Source organism: Bradyrhizobium sp. HKCCYLS1011 (assembly GCF_051167795.1).
Lineage (GTDB): Bacteria > Pseudomonadota > Alphaproteobacteria > Rhizobiales > Xanthobacteraceae > Bradyrhizobium.
On record NZ_JBNPTT010000006.1, the window covers coordinates 310,909 to 329,680 of the forward strand.

16 protein-coding genes and 1 pseudogene are annotated in these 18,772 nt (G+C 64.5%); 11 read left to right on the top strand and 6 right to left on the bottom strand.

Annotation, left to right across the window (positions count from 1 at the left end; genetic code table 11):
• Positions 1 to 771: 771 nt before the first annotated feature.
• From ACQR1W_RS21900 to ACQR1W_RS21910, 3 genes and pseudogenes are all read left to right on the top strand, one after another.
• A pseudogene (locus tag ACQR1W_RS21900) lies at positions 772 to 963 on the top strand (ATP-dependent Clp protease adaptor ClpS); the annotation flags it as partial.
• A gap of 321 nt (positions 964 to 1,284) precedes the next feature.
• Entirely contained in the window at positions 1,285 to 2,538 is a 1,254-nt protein-coding gene (locus ACQR1W_RS21905) for an AAA family ATPase (protein ID WP_434852984.1), read from the top strand.
• Between the two features lie 12 nt (positions 2,539 to 2,550).
• Positions 2,551 to 3,708: an AAA family ATPase gene (locus ACQR1W_RS21910; RefSeq protein WP_434852732.1), complete on the top strand. Its 1,158-nt coding sequence runs from the start codon at positions 2,551 to 2,553 to the stop codon at positions 3,706 to 3,708.
• An 11-nt stretch (positions 3,709 to 3,719) separates the two neighbouring features.
• On the opposite strand, the gene ACQR1W_RS21915 is transcribed toward ACQR1W_RS21910, so the two are convergent.
• Complete coding sequence (locus ACQR1W_RS21915) at positions 3,720 to 5,528, bottom strand: chloride channel protein (protein ID WP_434852733.1); 1,809 nt, start codon at positions 5,526 to 5,528, stop codon at positions 3,720 to 3,722.
• Between the two features lie 217 nt (positions 5,529 to 5,745).
• On the opposite strand from ACQR1W_RS21915, the gene ACQR1W_RS21920 reads away from it, so the two are divergent.
• Positions 5,746 to 6,225 carry a MarR family winged helix-turn-helix transcriptional regulator gene (locus ACQR1W_RS21920; protein WP_434852734.1) on the top strand — a complete coding sequence of 160 codons (480 nt, stop codon included), beginning with the start codon at positions 5,746 to 5,748 and terminating at the stop codon, positions 6,223 to 6,225.
• A 168-nt stretch (positions 6,226 to 6,393) separates the two neighbouring features.
• A complete protein-coding gene (locus tag ACQR1W_RS21925) occupies positions 6,394 to 7,371 on the top strand; it encodes an MBL fold metallo-hydrolase (RefSeq protein WP_434852735.1) in 978 nt (325 codons plus the stop codon).
• A gap of 138 nt (positions 7,372 to 7,509) precedes the next feature.
• Here ACQR1W_RS21925 and ACQR1W_RS21930 read toward each other — a convergent pair whose 3' ends face one another.
• A complete protein-coding gene (locus ACQR1W_RS21930; RefSeq protein WP_008972619.1) occupies positions 7,510 to 8,352 on the bottom strand; it encodes an AAA family ATPase in 843 nt (280 codons plus the stop codon).
• 96 nt (positions 8,353 to 8,448) lie between these two features.
• Positions 8,449 to 8,694, bottom strand: coding sequence for a GlsB/YeaQ/YmgE family stress response membrane protein (locus ACQR1W_RS21935; protein WP_434852736.1), 246 nt, complete (start codon positions 8,692 to 8,694; stop codon positions 8,449 to 8,451).
• Positions 8,695 to 8,811: 117 nt separating this feature from the next.
• Between ACQR1W_RS21935 and ACQR1W_RS21940 the strand changes: the two genes are divergently transcribed.
• The 3 genes from ACQR1W_RS21940 (at position 8,812) to sseA (ending at position 11,506) form a co-directional block, all read left to right on the top strand.
• Positions 8,812 to 9,987 carry a vWA domain-containing protein gene (locus ACQR1W_RS21940; protein ID WP_434852737.1) on the top strand — a complete coding sequence of 392 codons (1,176 nt, stop codon included), beginning with the start codon at positions 8,812 to 8,814 and terminating at the stop codon, positions 9,985 to 9,987.
• Between the two features lie 137 nt (positions 9,988 to 10,124).
• Entirely contained in the window at positions 10,125 to 10,538 is a 414-nt protein-coding gene (locus ACQR1W_RS21945) for a rhodanese-like domain-containing protein (protein WP_434852738.1), read from the top strand.
• A gap of 110 nt (positions 10,539 to 10,648) precedes the next feature.
• Positions 10,649 to 11,506: a 3-mercaptopyruvate sulfurtransferase gene (gene sseA, locus ACQR1W_RS21950; RefSeq protein ID WP_434852739.1), complete on the top strand. Its 858-nt coding sequence runs from the start codon at positions 10,649 to 10,651 to the stop codon at positions 11,504 to 11,506.
• A 12-nt stretch (positions 11,507 to 11,518) separates the two neighbouring features.
• Here sseA and ACQR1W_RS21955 read toward each other — a convergent pair whose 3' ends face one another.
• The gene (locus ACQR1W_RS21955) at positions 11,519 to 12,577 is read right to left on the bottom strand and encodes a hypothetical protein (protein ID WP_434852740.1); all 1,059 of its coding nucleotides are present in this window, start codon (positions 12,575 to 12,577) and stop codon (positions 11,519 to 11,521) included.
• Positions 12,578 to 12,932: 355 nt separating this feature from the next.
• Here ACQR1W_RS21955 and ACQR1W_RS21960 point away from each other — a divergent pair, with 355 nt between their 5' ends.
• Positions 12,933 to 14,165, top strand: coding sequence for a L,D-transpeptidase family protein (locus tag ACQR1W_RS21960; RefSeq protein ID WP_434852741.1), 1,233 nt, complete (start codon positions 12,933 to 12,935; stop codon positions 14,163 to 14,165).
• Positions 14,166 to 14,243: 78 nt separating this feature from the next.
• Here ACQR1W_RS21960 and ACQR1W_RS21965 read toward each other — a convergent pair whose 3' ends face one another.
• Positions 14,244 to 15,206, bottom strand: coding sequence for a D-2-hydroxyacid dehydrogenase family protein (locus ACQR1W_RS21965; protein ID WP_434852742.1), 963 nt, complete (start codon positions 15,204 to 15,206; stop codon positions 14,244 to 14,246).
• A 122-nt stretch (positions 15,207 to 15,328) separates the two neighbouring features.
• Positions 15,329 to 15,550, bottom strand: coding sequence for a hypothetical protein (locus tag ACQR1W_RS21970; RefSeq protein WP_434852743.1), 222 nt, complete (start codon positions 15,548 to 15,550; stop codon positions 15,329 to 15,331).
• Between the two features lie 292 nt (positions 15,551 to 15,842).
• On the opposite strand from ACQR1W_RS21970, the gene ettA reads away from it, so the two are divergent.
• Both ettA and ACQR1W_RS21980 read left to right on the top strand, forming a co-directional pair.
• Positions 15,843 to 17,492, top strand: coding sequence for an energy-dependent translational throttle protein EttA (gene ettA / locus ACQR1W_RS21975; protein WP_434852744.1), 1,650 nt, complete (start codon positions 15,843 to 15,845; stop codon positions 17,490 to 17,492).
• A gap of 7 nt (positions 17,493 to 17,499) precedes the next feature.
• Complete coding sequence (locus ACQR1W_RS21980; protein ID WP_434852745.1) at positions 17,500 to 18,726, top strand: lytic murein transglycosylase; 1,227 nt, start codon at positions 17,500 to 17,502, stop codon at positions 18,724 to 18,726.
• Positions 18,727 to 18,772: the final 46 nt, after the last annotated feature.

The window sequence follows — 18,772 nt, forward strand, 5'->3', positions numbered from 1 at the left end:
GTCTCCTAACGGCGACGCTCGCGAAGCCTGAAAAGTAGTCGGCGAGGCATGCGCCAAACCACGAATTTCGCCTGCGATTTCAACATGACTCGGCCTGTCCAGTGTTTCTGCCAAAAATATTTTACTTTCGTATTTTCAGAAATTGTGTTTGTCTGGGCCATCCCGCCTCATGCAGAGGGACGTACGCGTCGTCACGATACGTTGAGGTGGGCTGCGATGGACGTGAAGGCTGTGCCCGACGAGCGCAAGCCGGCACGGACGGCGAAGTCGTGTGGTCCTGGCATCCCGGTGCTGATGCCTGTGCGATGCGCTCTTGGCGCATTGTCGCTGCGGGGGCAAGAAAGCCGGTCCCCGGGGAGATCACGTATAAGCCGTAAACCATTCGCGCAGGGAAGGCCGGGATGTCCTAAGCCGAACCTGTGGTGACTGCCGCCTGCTTTCTTGATGCAGGCGGGCCATGGGGGCGGCAGGCTCCCGGCCTTCCCTGCGCCCTCTCGATCTTCGAAAGGGACGAACTGATCGCATCACTCGGGCACGACATGCCGCGAGAAGACGAAGACATGTCCGCTGTTTGAAAAGTCGCATCAATCGAAGGTCCTCGTGAAGGGCGCGAGACCTGGTGGTGGATTGATGACGAACTCAAAACACGTGGACAAACGCTCATCGGCGCTAACCGAGACGTAACCAGCGATCCCACCACATCTTGCCGTGACGCTCGGTGCCGGGTAATCGGGTAATCCTGAGGTTGCAATTTCAAGGAAGGTTTTCTTGATGCGTGATACTCCGGTCGGGATCAGCGATCTGCAGATCATTTTCCACGATGACGATGAAACCCCGTTCGAGTTCGTCGTCGATCTCCTTCGGTCCGTTTTTGGCCGTTCGGAGATTGAGGCCAGCGCCTTTGCGGCGACGATCGGCCAACTCGGCAGAGCCGCGTGCGGCACTTATCCATCGGCCGTTGCCGAAGCGATGCTGGCGGCGGCTCGACATCGAATAAAGGAGGCCGGCCATCCCCTGCTGTTGACCTCGATGGCTTTCGGCGCAACGGCTGACAATGATGGGCCCGCCTGTGCCCTGTGTGGTCAGATTGCAGTTGTTGAGCAAAGCCATTTCAAGGGCGAGCGCGGTCTGATCTGCGCGCCTTGCACCCTGATTGCGACCAATCATCTGTCATACGCTGCGTCGAGTCGGAAATTCAAATACGCGCACGAGGCGATCGCCTGGCATTTTGCGGGCGTAGCACAGGATGAGATCGTCACCACCTCGCGCCGGTTTCCCGGCCACATGCGGGCGGACGTGCAGGTCGCCATCGACCAGCTTTTTTCCGTATCGCCGATCCGCTTCTTCGGGCTCTATGACCAGCATCGCTTTGAAACGTTGACCTATGCCGGCCTGACCAAGGACGGTCAGCAGGCGGTTACGATCGCCGCGGCACAATACCAGGACGTCGACATCGGCGAGGAGGCGCCGGTCAAATGTCTCAACAACGGCCTGTGGCTCAGCCGTGAGGGCGACTTGCGCTACGCGGTGGTGCTCTCCTTTCACCGCGAATATGGCGAGGAAACGGGCATGCAGGTGGAGATCGCCGTTCCCGTCGGGGAAGACGGCATTGCGCTCGTGCAGCGATGCTTTTTGGAACTGGAAGCCGCCATCAACGCGGCGCGATCCTATCGCGGCAAGGTCCTGTCGCTCGACGGGGAGGCCAACTATCGCGGGCGCTCTAGAGGCATCATGGTTCACCGTTTATCGCAGGTCCGGCGCGACGAGGTCATCCTGCCCGAGCTGACCTTGAAGCTGCTCGATCGCAACGTCATCAGGTTCATCGAGAGCCGGGATGCTTTGCGCAAGCTTGGGCAATCAACGCGAAAGGGAATCCTGCTCTACGGGCCACCGGGCACCGGCAAGACGCATACGATCCGATATCTCGCGGCCAGCCTGCCCGGTCATACCACGCTCATCATCACCGCCGGGCAGATGGGGCTGCTGTCGCATTACATGGCGCTCGCGCGCCTGCTGCAGCCGACGATGGTGGTGATCGAAGATGTCGACCTGATCGCCAGGGATCGCGAGGACATGGACAGTCCGTGTGAAGAATCTCTGCTCAATGCGCTGCTCAACGAGATGGACGGGCTGAAGGACAACGCCGACATCCTGTTCGTGCTGACCACCAACCGGCCCGAGCAGTTGGAGGGCGCGCTTGCCGGACGGCCGGGACGGATCGACCAGGCGGTCGAGGTGCCGCTGCCTGACGACATCGGCCGCGCGAAGCTGGTGCGGCTCTATGGCGGCAGCCTCACGCTGACCGAGACAATCGTGGCCGAGGCCGTGAACCGCACCGCGGGCGTTAGTGCTGCGTTCATCAAAGAGCTGATGCGGCGGACGGCGCAATCGAACCTCATGCGCGGCGACGGCGGCGTCGTAACCTCAGCGGATCTCGCCGAGGCGCTGGACGACATGCTGTTTACCGGTGGCCAGCTCAATGTCAGGCTGCTCGGGGGCGCCGATAGCGGCCGCCGCGGTCGCGCGGAGCTGAACTGATCGGGCGCCGCGATGCCTCTTTCCGCTGTCCATATCGAGAACTATCGCTCGGTGCGCAATCTGTGGCTGCCGGTCGAGCAGCTGACGGTCTTTGTCGGCGCCAACGGCGTCGGCAAGACCAACCTCTACAAGGCGCTGGCGCTGTTGCGCGGTGCGGCTGACGGCAGCATCACGCGGGCGATCGCGGAGGAGGGCGGCCTCGAGTCCGTGTTCTGGGCCGGTCGGCGCCGGGAGGGCAAGCCGGTGCGGCTGGTGCTCAAGGCCCAGTTCGACGAGCTCGAATATGGCATCGAGGTCGGGTTGCCGCATTCCTACGAGATCGAGCTCGGCCTGCCGCAGCCGGCCGAGGCCGCATTCGGGCTGGAGCCGCTGATCAAGGCCGAGCGCGTCGTCGTCCGCCAGGGCCGCCGCGACGTCGTCATGATGGAGCGCAAGGGGCCGCTGGTGATGCTCCGCAACGACGATGGCGCACGCGAGACGCACAAATCCGCGGTTCTTGCCTCGGAGACCGCGCTCGCCGCGTTCCGCGACGCCGCCCGCTATCCGGAGCTCGAGGCCATCAGGCGCGAGATGCTGGAATGGCGGCTCTATCATGATTTCCGCACCGATGCCGCGTCGCCGATCCGCCAGCCGTGCCATGCCATCACCACCCCGACGCTGTCCGCCGACGGCCGTGATCTCGCCGCCGTGCTGGCGACCTTGTCCGTCATTCGCGGGGACACGACCGATCTCGATGCCGCCGTCGATGACGCCTTCCCCGGCGCCCGGCTTCATGCGGGAGCCGAAGGCAGTTGGTGCCAGTTCAGCCTGAGCTTCCCGGACATGCCGCGGTCCTTCCTGGCCCATGAGCTGTCGGATGGAACGTTGAAATATCTCTGCCTGCTCGGTGCGTTGATGGGTTACCGGCTGCCGCCGTTGATTGCGCTGAACGAGCCGGAGGCGAGCCTGCATCCGTCGCTGCTGGCGCCGCTGGCCCGCCTGATCGCGCGGGCGGCAGGGCGCGCGCGCATCTGGATCGTGACGCATTCGGACGATCTGACGGCGCATTTGCAGGAGGAGACCGGCAAGCGAGCCCGCCGCGTCGTCAAATCCGGCGGCGCGACCGGCATCGAGGGCCTGAAGCTTTCGGGCGAATATGCCGACGAGGAGGAAGACGAGGAGGACGAATGAGCGTCCCGCGTTCACCCCGGCTGGTCTGCGGCCTCTTTCGATCCGGCCGAACGGGTGAACGACGGGAAGTAGGTGGCTCGTTTCTCCTCCGCGGCGCGCCAGGTGCGGCGGATGTGCAGCAGGTCCTTGCGGGCGACGAGCCCGACCAGGCGCATCGTGCCGGGCTCGACGATCGGCACCCGCCCCACGCTCTCAATCGCCATGCGATCGGCGAGATGGGACACGGTTTCGTCGGGATATCCCACGATCACGGCGTCATCCGACAGGCGCTCGGCAAGCGTGATGTCGCCGCTCGGCGCCTCCGTGCGCCAGCGCAGGATATCGGCTCGGCTGACCATGCCGGCGATCCGGCCGTCCTCGCTGCGGATCGGATAGGATTTGTGGCGCGGCTCCTCGGTCGAGAAGAAGTCGATCGCCTCCTCCAGGCGCATCTGGTCCGGCAGCGTATCGACCTCGCGCACCATGACGTCGCCGACGCGCAGCAATTCGAACGGGTCGACGCCGTATTCGCGCACGATGTGCTGGCCGCGTCGCGCGATCTTCTCGGTCAGGATCGACCGCTTGAGCATCAGCACGGTGACGGCGTAGGTCGTGCCGGTCGCGATCAGCAGCGGCACCAGCAGGGAGAGATCTCCGGTCAGTTCCACCGCGAACAGCACGCCGGTCAGGGGCGATCGCATGGTGCCGCCCATCATCGCCGCCATGCCGATCAGCGCCCACGCGCCGGCATCGCCGGGCAGATATTGCCCTTCCAGCCAGCCCAGGCAGCCGCCGAAGATGAGCAGCGGCGCCAGCACGCCGCCGGAGGTGCCCGATGCAAGCGCAATGATCCAGATCGTCGACTTGACGACGAGAATGAGCGCGACCTCCTTCGCCGTCATATGGTTCGCGAGCAGGTCGCCGATCACGTCATAGCCGACCGCGAGCGCCCGGGGCTCGATCAGGCCGCCGAGGCCGACGGCAAGCCCGCCGAGTGCGGGCCACCACATCCAGTGGATCGGCAGGGCGCCGAACAGGTCTTCGGCCTTGTAGAGCAATCCGGTCAGCAACCCCGATTGCAGCCCGGCGACGAGGCCGACACCGACACAGATCAGCGGCGTCCAGCCCGAAAGATTCAGCGTGGCGTAAAACGGGAACAGTGGTCCGGAGCCGAGCACGAACGGCCGCAACACGGCCGCGAGCGCACATGCCGTGAGCACGGGGATCAGGCTGCGCGGCTTCCATTCGAACAGCAGCAGTTCGACGGCCAGCAGCACCGCCGCGATGGGCGTGCCGAAAATCGCGGTCATGCCGGCGGTCGCGCCGGCCACCAGCAAAGTCTTGCGTTCGGCGGCGCTCAGGCTGAAGCACTGTGCAAACAGCGAGCCGATCGCGCCACCGGTCATGATGATCGGGCCTTCGGCGCCGAACGGTCCGCCCGAGCCGATCGAGATCGCGGACGAGAGCGGTTTCAGGACGGCGACCTTCGGCGACATGCGGCTTTCGCCGATCAGGATCGCTTCGATCGCCTCGGGAATGCCGTGGCCGCGGATCTTCTCCGAGCCGAAACGCGCCATCAGCCCGATCACCAGTCCACCCAGGATGGGCGCGGCCACCATCCACCAGTTAGGTTTCGCGCCGGCAAGCGAGATGTTTGCGCTGCTGACTGTCTGGAACCAGACCAGATTAGTAACGAGCGCGATAGCTTTCAGCAGCACCCAGGCGGCGGCGACGCCGCCGGCGCCGACGATCAAGGCCATGGCGACGAGAACCAGAACGCGCTTGTCGGTGGTGAAGTCGCCAAGACGCGCGCGAGCGCCGGCAGAACGCAGCCGATCCATATCATCTCCTTCGGCGCCCGCCTGGCCGAGGCTTGGCGCTGCAATGAACCATGTCGCGACGCAATATATCGGATCACGATATATTTTGGCCAGCATCCTTCGGGTGAGCGCATCGTCAGCCTCAGCCTGGGCTTGAGCGGTGGCCAGCCGCCCCTCGGTCTTTCGCGCATCCGCGATTTATGGTTGGTCGGCGCGACACTCCGAGATCGAGGGCAGGATGGCGATTTCCCGAACCAGGACCCGGCAGCCGGCGAAGGCACAGGCGTCGCGCGCGGCGGACGAGGTTCGGGATGTCGACTATCGGGCGCTCGCACAATTCCGCTACGAGCTGCGGAAGTTCGTGGCGTTCAGCGAAAGCGCCGCGCGCAAGGAGCGGCTGACGCCGCAGCAGCACCAGGCCTTGCTGTCGATCAAGGGATTTTCGCAGGACAAGCCGGTGTCGGTCGGCGAACTGGCGAAACTCCTCCTCATTCGACATCACACGGCGGTCGAGCTCGTGGACCGGATGACCAGGCTCGGACTCATCGTCCGCCTCGCCGATCCCGACGATCGGCGGCGCAGCCTGGTTCGGCTGACGGCGGAAGGGGAGCGCCGGCTGCGCAAGCTGTCGAAGATCCATTTCGAGGAGTTGAGCGCCGTCGGCAACGCGCTGACCGAGATGCTGCGACACTTCCGCCGCTCCGGCAGCCTGTGTTGATAAGCACGATCGTCACGGAGGCGCTGATCGCGACAGTGGCGCGTTCGCCGGCGGTCTCGCAGTTTTGTTCAAGGCTGATGTACTACTTTGATAAGAAAGCCGGGGTAACAACGCCCGTGCCGCGCCCTAAGACGCTAGTGAGCGCGGCGGCAAAATTTGGGGAAGATCATGATGCGCACAACCTTGCTGATGACGGCGCTTTGCGGCCTGATGGGGCTTGCCGTGCAACCGGCGCTTGCGGCCAACGTGAAGATCACGCCGCTGGGCAGCCACGACGGCGAGTTCTGCGCCCTCGACCGGGCCATGATCTTCGAGGACCCCGATGGCACGCGGATTCTCTACGACGCCGGGCGCACCGTCCGCGGCGCCGACGATCCGCGGCTGGGCAAGATCGACGGCGTGCTGCTCAGCCATGCCCATGGCGATCATCTCGGTGACATCCATGCGTCAAAGGCGAATGCCGGCGACTGCGGCAAGCCCGATTTCGACGTCACGGATACACCGGGCTCCAACACCGAGAAGGTCGTGGTCGCGAAGAAGGCCAAGTTCTTCGTCGGCGGCGAGATGAACAGCTTTTTCGGCGTCCGGATTCCGGCGGCCGGCGGCGACAAGGCTCAGGTCGTCACCTTGCGGTTCGGCGCCATGAACAAGCTTGGCGGGGTCTCGATCTGGAGCGTGCCGGCGGCCCACAGCAATGGTGTTAGTCCAGCGTTTCTGAGCGGCGATCTTGCCAAGCAGATGCAGGCCAACGGCCTGACCGCCGATCTCGGGCCGGCCGGCGGTTATGTGCTGCGTTTCTCCAATGGGCTCGCGGTCTATCTGTCGGGCGATACCGGCGTGATCGCCGATCAGGAGGCCGTCATTCGCCGCGAATTCCAGGCCAAGCTCGCGGTGCTGAACATCGGCGACGTGTTCACGACGGGGCCTGCGACCGCGGCCTATGTCATCAACGATCTGGTCAAGCCCGCTGCGGTGATCCCGTCGCATGCGAACGAGGCGGCGACGAAGGACGGCAAGTTGCTGCCGAACACCAAGACGGCCGCCTTCAAGGCTGCGGTGCACGTGCCGGTGTATCTGCCGCTCAGTGGCAAGACCATGGAGTTCGACGCCAGCGGCAAATGCACCGCCGGTTGTTCGGCGCAATGACGGCGGCTGCCCGATCGGCACGACCGTCGGGCCCATCGATCGGCTCGCGTCCGTCACGTGACGCGGGCCTGCCCAGCCTCGGTGCGAAAATGCTTCGTTTCGCTCGCAATGATGCTGGAGGGAGCGTTGCCCAGTAACTCACACCTCTCTGCGGCTCAGGAACGCCAGCCGCTCGAACAGGTGCACGTCCTGCTCATTTTTCAGAAGCGCGCCATGCAGCGGCGGGATCAGCTTGCGCGGGTCCCGCTCGCGCAGCTGCTCGGGGCCGATATCCTCGTTGAGCAACAGCTTCAGCCAGTCCAGGAGCTCCGACGTGGACGGCTTCTTCTTCAAGCCCGGCACCTCGCGCACCTCGAAGAAGATGCGCAGGGCTTCCTCGACCAGCCGCTTCTTGATGCTGGGGAAGTGCACGTCGACGATGCGGCCCATCGTCTCTGCATCGGGAAACTTGATGTAGTGGAAGAAGCAGCGGCGCAGGAAGGCGTCCGGCAGCTCCTTCTCGTTGTTGGAGGTGATGATGACGATCGGGCGCAGCTTGGCCTTGATGGTCTCGCCGGTCTCGTAGACGTGGAATTCCATCCGGTCGAGCTCGAGCAGGAGGTCGTTGGGGAATTCGATATCGGCCTTGTCGATCTCGTCGATCAGCAGCACGGGGCGCTGCTCGGCCGTGAAGGCGTCCCACAGCTTGCCGCGCTTGATGTAGTTCTTGATGTCGGACACTCTGGAGTCGCCGAGCTGGCTGTCGCGCAGCCGCGACACGGCGTCGTATTCGTAGAGGCCCTGCTGCGCCTTGGTGGTCGACTTGATGTGCCAGGTCAGCAGCGGTGCATTCACCGCCTTGGCAACCTCTTCCGCCAGTACGGTCTTGCCGGTCCCCGGCTCGCCCTTCACCAGCAGCGGCCGTTCGAGCACGATCGCCGCGTTGACGGCCACTTTGAGGTCATCGGTGGCGACGTAGTCCTGGGTACCGGTAAATTTCATCGAGCGTTGCCTGTTCTTGTTACTTGCGTTGAGTCGCTACGCGGCGCTTCCGCCACGCGGCATTGAGGGAATGGCTGCCATTGCAGCGAGGAATAATCAAGCGCGCCGGATCAGCGAGAGGATCACCAGCACGATCACGGCGCCTATGGTGGCGTCTAGGATGGCGCCCAAGGTGCCGCTTGCCAGATCAATGTGCAGCGCGGGCAGCACATAACTGGCGACCAGCGCGCCGATGATGCCGATCACGATATTGCCGATCAGCCCAAACCCGGCCCCGCGCACGATCAGGCCGGCCAGCCAACCGGCGATGGCGCCGATGATGATTGCCGCGAGTAGACTCATAGGAAGCCCCCATTCAGAACTCTGTTCCATCGATTGTAGAGCAAAAAGCCGGCCGGTCCAGTGCGCCGGGTTCCGGCGGCCCTTGACGTGCCCCCGGAGCCGGGCGATCTAATGGGCATGTTCCTGCAATTCTTTACAGCACTGCGCGAGGCGCAGGTCCCGGTCTCCTTGCGTGAATATCTCACGCTGATGGAGGCCATCGACGCCGATCTTGCCGAGCAGTCGGTCGAGAACTTCTATTATTTGTCGCGCGCGGCGCTGGTGAAGGACGAGCGCAATCTCGACAAATTCGATCGCGTCTTCGGCACCGTGTTCAAGGGGCTGGAGAGCCTCTTGGATGCGATGGAGAAGGCGGAGATCCCCGAGGAATGGCTGAAGAAGCTTGCGGAAAAATACCTCACCGAGGAGGAGAAGAAGCAGATCGAGGCCATGGGCTGGGACAAGCTCATGGAGACACTGCGCAAGCGCCTGGAAGAGCAGAAGGGCCGTCACCAGGGCGGCAGCAAGTGGATCGGCACTGCAGGCACCTCGCCGTTCGGTGCCTATGGCTATAACCCGGAAGGCATCCGGATCGGCCAGGAGAAGAACCGCAACAACCGCGCGGTGAAGGTATGGGATCGCCGCGAGTTCAAGGATCTCGACGGCAATGTCGAGCTCGGCATCCGCAACATCAAGGTGGCGCTGCGGCGGTTGCGCAAATTCGCCCGAACCGGCGCGCCCGACGAGCTCGATCTCGACACCACCATCCGCGAGACCGCCAATCACGGCTATCTCGATGTGCATATGCGGCCCGAGCGGCGCAATGCGGTGAAGGTCCTGGTGTTCTTCGATATCGGCGGCTCGATGGATTCCCATGTCGCGCAGGTCGAAGAGCTGTTCTCGGCCGCCAAGAGCGAATTCAAGCACATGGAATATTTCTACTTCCACAACTGCCTCTATGAGGGCGTGTGGAAGCAGAACAGGCGTCGCTTCACCGACCGGACGCCGACCTGGGACGTGCTGCACAAATACCCGCACGACTACAAGGTCGTGTTCGTCGGCGACGCCTCGATGAGCCCTTACGAGATCATGGTGCCCGGCGGTTCGGTCGAGCATGTCAACGAGGAGCCGGGCTCGGTCTGGCTGGAGCGGATCATCCGCACCTATCCGCACACGGTGTGGCTCAATCCAGTGGCGCAGAAGCATTGGGACTATTCGGAATCCACCACCATCATCCGCCGCATCTTCTCCGAGCGCATGTATCCGATCACGATCGAGGGCCTGGAGGGCGCGATGAAGGAACTGGTGCGGTAAAACTAATCCCGTCATTCCAGGGCGCTCGCGAACAGCGAGCGAACCCGGAATCTCGAAATTGTTTTCATTCGTTCCAGATTCCGGGTTCGATGCCGCCGCATTGCCCCGGAATGACGGAGCAGGGAGGTTCGTCGCAAATGCCCCAGACTATCACCCGCGGCATCAAGGCGCTGCTCGACGAGGCCAATGCCGAGATCGAGACACTGAGCGCGACGCAGGCAATCGAGGCCGCCAAACGCGACGACGTCGTGATCATCGACATCAGGGATCCCCGCGAGATCGAACGCGAGGGACGGATTCCCGGTGCTTTTTCCTGCACGCGCGGCATGCTGGAATTCTGGATCGATCCGCAGAGCCCTTACGCCAAGCCGATCTTCCAGGAGGATAAGACCTTCATCTTCCATTGCGCCGGCGGCTTACGCTCCGCCCTCGCGGCCAAGACCGCACAGGACATGGGACTGAAGCCGGTCGCTCATATCGGCGGTGGCTTCGCCGCCTGGCGTGACGCCGGCGGGCCGGTGGAGAAATGGGAGCCGAAGAAGAAGGATTGATGACACCTGTCACACGCGGGCTTGACCCGCGTGTCCATCGCTTCAAGAAGATGGATGGCCGGATCAAGTCCGGCGATGACGATCGAACGTGACGCTGGAGTCCTGGTCCAATGACTATCCCCGATGATCCGCTCGTCTCCACCGACTGGCTTGCTGCGCATCTCGGCGATCCCAAGGTGAAAGTTCTCGACGCCACCTTCAAGATGCCGGGCGTGCTGCCGCTGCCGAAGGATGACTATCTGAAGGCGCATATCCCGGGCGCCGTCTTCTTCGATGTCGACGAGGTCGCCGATCATTCGAGTTCGCTGCCGCACATGTTTCCGAGCGCCGAACAGTTCGGCCGCGATGTTGGCCGCCTCGGCATCGGCAACGGCGATACAGTCGTGATCTACGATGCCGGCGGCTGGGTCGCGGGTCCGCGCGCCTGGTGGATGTTCCTGTCGTTCGGCCACCGCGACGTGCGTGTGCTCGACGGCGGCTTGAAGAAGTGGATGGCGGAGGGACGCCCGGTCGAAAGTGGAGGGGTGACGCCGAAGCCCGCCAGTTTCACTGCGCGGTTCGACGACGCCTGCGTCCGCAAGATCGAGCAGATGATCGCGAATCTCGATCGCCGGACAGAGCAGGTGATCGATGCGCGGCAGGCGCTGCGTTTCGCCGGTGGCGTGCCCGAGCCGCGCCCGGGCCTGCGCTCCGGCCATATCCCCGGCAGCCGCAATCTGCCCTATGCCGAACTGTTCGATGCCGAGACCGGCGTGATGAAGCCGCTCGATCAGCTGCGCGCGGCTTTCGTCGGCGCCGGCGTCGATCTCGCCAAGCCGATCGTGACCTCCTGCGGCTCCGGCGTATCGGCGGCGGTGCTGACGCTTGCGCTCTACCGGCTCGGCGTTCGCGATACTGGACTCTATGACGGCTCGTGGTCCGAATGGGGGCTCGAAGCCGGCCCGCCGATCGCGACCGGACCGGCGTGACGGATAGGCCCGCTATCGCACTCGCTGGGTGGCGGCCTGCTGTCCAAACGCGGGCTGCTGACCAAAGGCAGCCTGTTGACCAAAGGGAGGCGGCTGAGCAAAGGTCGGCTGCTGCGCGAACGGATCGGCAGCCAGCTGCTGTTGCCGGGCGATCGCGGCCTGCCGTGCCACGCGCGCCCGCTGCGCGAGGAGGCGCTGCTGTTTGGCACGCCGTGCCGCCAGCCGCTCCCTAGCGATCCGCTTCTTCACCACGCTCCGGTGCAGCTGCACGCTCGCGACCTTCACGGAGGCCTTCTGCTCGTTCTCGCCAGCAGCGGGCTGCTTCTCGCCGATTGCGGGCTGGTCCTCGAGTGACGCGATTTTTATCGCGATCGGATCAGGTGTCTTTGGCGTCGGCTGCGTCGACGCTGGCGAAGTCGGCGTCGCGATTGCGCTGCTTACTGGCTCGGCGCTGTCGACGCGCGAGCTGGTGGCTGCGGTCGTGTCGGGTTGTGTCGGAGCCGGCGTTGCATCGGCTACCTGGGTGGTCGCCATATCGCGGGACTTCGTGTCGCCCGTCACCGCCGAGGGCAGAACGGCAGCGGCACTATCAGTGACATCGGTGGTCGGATGCTCGACGCTCACGATGTCGGCTTGATCGGCGGCCGTCGGAGCCGGCATTGGCACAGCCACCGCTGTCACCACCTCAGGCGCTGGGACCGCTGCTTCAGGAACAACCTGGACAGCTTTGGAGGTGTCCATGGACAAGCCGTCTCGTTCGGCGGCGCCGCGACCAGCTGGGGCGACGGCGTCGACGGTGTCTTCTGCAGCCTTGTCGGGCGCTTCGACCGCCGCGGGCAGGGCCGGGATTGGCACTGACAGCCTCGGGTCGACCTGCAAGACAGCCAGCACCGGCTGATCAGGCTGCGGTAGGAAGGTGTTGAAGCCCGTCGTAGGTGCCGCGCGCCATGTGGTGTTGCTGGCGAATTGCTCATGGGCCGCTCGCAGCAATGCTGCGGCGCCGAGGCCAAAGACGAGAATGGACAGAGAAAAGACGATCGCGCCGAACAGGAAACGAAAGCCGGGGAGCATTGACGGGAACTCTCGCCTCGGCGATGGGCGCCGAGACCTTCGAGAGAGCGGGAACGCGGTGATCACAGGGATGGCCGCGTTCACGATCGGGCCGGCCGGCCGTCGCATCGCGAATCAGGCTGTAAACCACAATATCGCAGGCGACCTGCCTCGCCTGTGAAATCGAGGGCCGGCAAGGCCGTCAAAGATGGCCAAAATGACTTTTTCGGAGGCGTGAGACTTCCATGCAACGACGGAACAGCGATCACAATTCGCCGAATTGGACCGCGCTGGCCGGAATTGTCTTGAATGCGCCGCTATCTTCGGCAATTTGGCGCCCAAGAGCCCCGGTCGGCTTGGGGATTTTGCAAGGGCAATGATGATCAGACAGATCCTGACGATTTGCGCTGTCGCGGCGGCGGGCGCGGCGGTCGTTTCGCATGCCGAAGCGCAGCAGGTTTATCAGACAGCACCCGGCGCTTACTCTCCGGTTCCGACTCCCTACCCGGTGGACCCCCGTGGTCAGCGGCCTGATTTCGACGCCGTCGATGACGAGGAAGCCGACGCCAACGGGACTGCATTGTCGCCGCCCGGCCCGGTGGTGTCTCCCGACGACCCGCGCTATGGCCGGCCCGCGGTTTACGGCGCTGCCCCGACCGGGCCTGTAATGTCGCCCGACGATCCCCGCTATGGCCGCCCGGCCAATGCACCGGCCTATAGCGCCGCTCCGACCGGACCGGTGATGTCTCCGGATGATCCGCGTTACGGCCGTCCTGCCGGTCCGCCGCCGGTGATTTATGCCGACCGCCCGGCTGGCGCGCAGCCCTATGGCGGCGTCTATGGCAATAGCGCCCCGAATGGGGACGCCGGTGCTCCGCGGCCGCCCGAGGGGGTCGGTGGTGTCGTTGCGACCGGGGCAGCGCCCCCGCCCGGCGCTGGAACGCCCGACAACAGACCGATGACGGTCGCTGCCCTTCCGCCTGAGGAGCAGCCCGACGCGGCGCCGGCTGAGCTGCCGGCGAACCTGCGCCGTCAGGAGGTCGACTTCGTCACCAAGGAGCCACCTGGCACCATCGTCGTCGATACGCCGCACACTTATCTTTACCTCGTGCTCGGCAACGGGCGGGCGATGCGCTACGGCGTCCGTGTCGGCCGCGACGGCTTCACCTGGACCGGCGTGCAGAAGATCTCACGCAAGAAGGAATGGCCGGATTGGTATCCGCCGAGCGAGATGATCGAGCGCCAGCCTTATCTGCCGCGCTTTATGGCCGGCGGCCCGGGTAATCCACTCGGGGCACGTGCGATGTATCTGGGTTCGACGGTCTATCGCATCCACGGCACCAATCAGCCCTCAACGATCGGCAAGTTCGTGTCCTCAGGCTGCATCGGCATGCTGAACGATGACGTCTCCGACCTGTTTGACCGGGTCAAGGTCGGCACCCGCGTGGTCGTGCTGCCGGGCGGTCCGTCGCCCGCCGGAGGCGGGACCGCCACGGCCTCGGCTGCGCCGGTTCCTGGCGCTCCTGGGGCGCCGGTGCAAGCTCAGGCGGTCCCCGGCACTCAGCCGGCCGCCGTGCAGCCGCTGCCGCCGGCGGTCACGATCCGCTGAGGTCGATCTGGTTCCCGACTATGCAAACACCCTCCTGATCGGGAGGGTGTTTTGTTTTGTGCGCTGGCGGGTCGGGACTTACGCCAGCCGCCGGGGCGGCTCGATGCCCTTGAGCCAAGCCTCGATGCACTCGACCATCTGGCCATAGTGGGCGCGGAAGCTCTCCTCGGTCACGTAGCCGAGATGCGGCGTCAGCACGGCGTTGTCGAGCTTGCGGAGCGGATGATCGACCGGCAGCGGCTCGCTCGAGAACACATCGAGCGCGGCACCTGCGATCCGCTTCTGTTGCAGCGCCTGCAGCAGCGCGGCCTCGTCGACGATCGGAGCGCGGGCGGTGTTGACGAGGTAGGCCGTCGGCTTCATCCGCGCGATGTCCGCGGCCCCGACGAGACCGCGCGACCGGTCGCTCAAGACCACATGGATCGTGATGATGTCGGCGGTCGCAAACAGCTCCTCCTTGGTCGCGTAGCCGACGCCGGCTTCAACGCAGCGCGCCGGCGTCAGGTTCGGGCTCCATGCGATCACGTTCATCCCGAACGCCTTGGCGAGGCCTGCGACCTTGGTACCGAGCTTGCCAAGGCCGATCACGCCGAGCATCTTGCCCTCGATCTCGGTCCCGCCGAGCTTCTGCCAGGGCTCGCCAGCGTGCATCCGCGCATTCTCCTGACCGATCTTGCGGGTCAGCTCCAGGATCAACCCCAATGTCAAGTGCGCGGTGGGATCGCGACCATATTGCGTGCCGCAGACTGTCACGCCGCGCGCCTTCGCGGATTCCATGTCGATGGCCGCATTGCGCATCCCCGAGGTGATCAGCAGTTTCAGCTTCGGTAACGCCTCGACCAGCGAGCGCGGAAACGGCGTGCGCTCCCGCATCGCGCAGATGATGTCGACATCGGCGAGCGCACCGGCGGCAGCCTGTTCGGACGTGAAGGGGTGCGTGAAGGCGGTCACGTCAACGCGATCGCCGAGCTTTGGCCAATCGGCCAGGGAAAGAGCTGTATCGTAATAGTCGTCAAGGATCGCACAGCGCAGCCGCGTCATCGGCACAGGTCCATTCATCGTTGGAACAGCGGCGGAAAGGTCGCCGGAACGGACGCCATGGTCGCGCGCAAACAGGGGCTGCGCAAGCATCCACGTCAGGGATGCACGCCGAGCAGGAAAGCTCAGTCCAGATCGGTCTTCAGGCGGAAAGCGGCGCTGTTGCCGTATTTCGCGTGCCAGGCCGGACCGGGGCCGCGCATATAGTGCAATTCCGGCCGGTAGGGGTTGAATGCCTGGGCCAGGAAAGCGCGCCAGAAGTTCTTGATCTCGGCCATGATGCCGGACTGGGGTTCGCTCCGCTTGACCGCCCCAGAGGGCAGGGAGACTGACGTAAGGGTCGCCATGACGGGCTCTCGCTGTTCTCGAACCGGCTTATTGCCGTTTGGACGCGCGTTCCTGCGCGCCAGGTTCGAGTTTCCCGCCCAATTGATTAAAAGATGGTTTCAATTGTCGTGACCGACCGCACTATGGTTGAGATCCCGTAGTCGACCGTGGGTCGCGGGAGGGTGGCAAGACGCCGCCATTGTCCCGTATTTGTCCCGCCCCATCGCCGCCTCGCGGTTGCCCTTTGGCAGCGGCACAGCTACATCAGCGGCAACATTTTTCCGCAAATCCAACGGTTTCCAAGGACACGCGATGGCGCGCCAGTTCGTCTATTTCATGCAGGGTCTGTCCAAGGCCTATCCGACCCGCAAGGTGCTCGACAACATCCATTTGTCGTTCTACCCGGACGCCAAGATCGGCGTGCTCGGCGTCAACGGCGCCGGCAAGTCGACCCTGCTCAAGATCATGGCCGGGATCGACAAGGACTACACCGGCGAGGCCTGGGTCGCCGAAGGCGCCCGCGTCGGCTATCTCGAGCAGGAGCCGCAGCTCGATCCGAAACTCACGGTGCGCGAAAATGTGATGCTGGGCGTCGCCAAGCAGAAGGCGATCCTGGACCGCTACAACGAGCTCGCCGTCAATTATTCGGAAGAGACCGCCGACGAGATGACCAAGCTGCAGGACGAGATCGAGGCGCAGGGCCTCTGGGATCTCGACAGCAAGGTCGACCAGGCCATGGATGCGTTGCGCTGCCCACCCGATGATGCCGACGTCACCAAGCTCTCCGGCGGTGAGCGCCGCCGCGTGGCGCTGTGCCGGCTGCTGCTGGACCAGCCCGAACTGCTGCTCCTGGACGAACCGACCAACCATCTTGACGCCGAGTCGGTGTCCTGGCTCGAAGGCCACCTGCGCAACTATCCCGGCGCCATCCTGATCGTGACCCACGATCGCTACTTCCTCGACAATGTCACGAGTTGGATTCTCGAGCTCGACCGCGGCAAGGGCATTCCCTACGAGGGCAACTACTCGTCCTGGCTGGTGCAGAAGCAGAAGCGGCTGGAGCAGGAGGGCCGGGAAGAGGCGGCGCATCAGCGCACGCTGGCGCGCGAGCAGGAATGGATCGCGGCTTCACCGAAGGCACGCCAGGCCAAGTCCAAGGCGCGCTATCAGCGCTACGAGGAACTGCTCAAGAAGGCCAGCGAGAAGCAGACCCAGACGGCGCAGATCATCATTCCCGTCGCCGAGCGGCTCGGCCAGAACGTCGTCGACTTTCAGGGGCTCAGCAAGAGCTTTGGCGATCGCATGCTGATCGACAATCTCACCTTCAAACTGCCGCCCGGCGGTATCGTCGGTGTGATCGGTCCGAACGGCGCCGGCAAGACCACGCTGTTCCGCATGATCACCGGGCAGGAGAAGCCTGATGCCGGCACCATCACGATCGGCGACTCCGTGCATCTCGGCTATGTCGATCAGTCGCGCGATGCGCTCGACGGCAGCAAGACCGTGTGGGAGGAGATCTCCGGCGGCAACGAGCTGATCCTGCTGGGCAAGCGCGAGGTCAATTCGCGCGGCTACTGCTCGGCTTTCAACTTCAAGGGCGCCGACCAGCAGAAGAAGGTCGGCGCGCTGTCTGGCGGTGAGCGCAACCGCGTGCACCTGGCCAAGATGCTGAAGTCCGGCGCCAACGTGCTGCTGCTCGACGAGCCGACCAACGATCTCGACGTCGACACGCTTCGCGCGCTGGAAGAGGCGCTGGAGGATTTCGCCGGCTGCGCGGTTATCATCAGCCATGACCGCTGGTTCCTCGACCGCATCGCCACCCACATGCTGGCTTTCGAAGGCGACAGCCATGTCGAATGGTTCGAAGGCAATTTCCAGGACTACGAGAAGGACAAGATGCGCCGGCTCGGTCAGGACAGCATCATTCCGCACCGCGTGAAGTACAAGAAGCTGACGCGGTGAATCCTCGATGAGGGGCGTGGCGCTCATCGCCGTTGCCATTGCTGCCATATGGAGCGCGCCGGCGGCCCACGCCGCCGACGCCGCCTTTACGCAATTCGTCGCGTCGCTCTGGACCGAGGCGCAGGCGCAAGGCGTGTCGCGCGCGAGCTTCGAGGCCGAGACGCGCGGGCTCGAGCCCGACTACAAGCTGCCGGACCTGCTGCTGCCCGGTCGTCCCGCAACCGGCGCACCCGCTCAGGCCGAATTCGTGCAGGTGCCGGCCGACTACATCAAGGAAGCCTCGATTGCGCGGCTCGCGGCCTACGGCCAGAAGCTGATGCAGCAATATCGTCCCGCGCTGTCCGACATCGAACGTCGCTTCGGCGTGCCGGCGCCGGTCGTGCTCGCGATCTGGGGCCGGGAGACCGACTTCGGCCGCTACACGCTGCCCTACGACGCGCTGCGCGTGTTGGCCACGCAGGCCTATGTCGGTCGCCGCAAGGACCAGTATCGCAACGAGTTCATCCTGGCGCTGAAGATGCTCAGCGACGGTGTGGTCAAGCGTGCGGATCTGCGCGCATCCTGGGGCGGTGCCGTCGGCCTCACCCAGTTCCTGCCGTCGGAATATTACAAGCACGGCGTCGACCTCGACGGCGACGGCAAGGTCGATCTCTGGCATTCCGTGCCGGATGCGCTTGGGTCCGCCGCGCAGCAGCTCGTCAACAAGGGCTGGCAGAGCGGAGTGCGGTGGGCCTACGAGGTGAAGGCGCCGGCCAATGTCGACTGCACCATGGGCGTGCCTGAGGTGCAGAAGCCGATCGGCGACTGGTTGCGTGCGGGCTTCGTGCCGGTGCGCGGGCAAAAGCTCAGCGCCGCAGAGCAGGCGCAACCGGCCTCGCTGCTGCAGCCGGAGGGCATCTATGGGCCGTCATTCCTCACGACAGCGAACTACTTCGTCATCAAGGAATACAACTTCTCCGACCTCTACGTGCTCTTCGTCGGCCATCTCGCCGACCGTATGACGAGCCCGCTGCCGTTCGCGACGCCCTGGTCCGCATCCGAGCAGCTGCGCACCAGGGACGTCGAGGCGATGCAGAAGGGGCTCACCCGGCTCGGTCTCTACAAGGACAGACTGGACGGCAAGGCGGGCATGCAGACCCGTGCCGCGCTGGGTGCGTTCCAGAAATCTGCGGGTCTGAAAGTGGATTGCTGGCCGAGCGAGGCGGTGCTCCAGGCGATCAGCGCGGCGCACTAGAGTGCCGGATAGCAAAAACCCGGCCGTTGAGGCCGGGTTTCTGGAC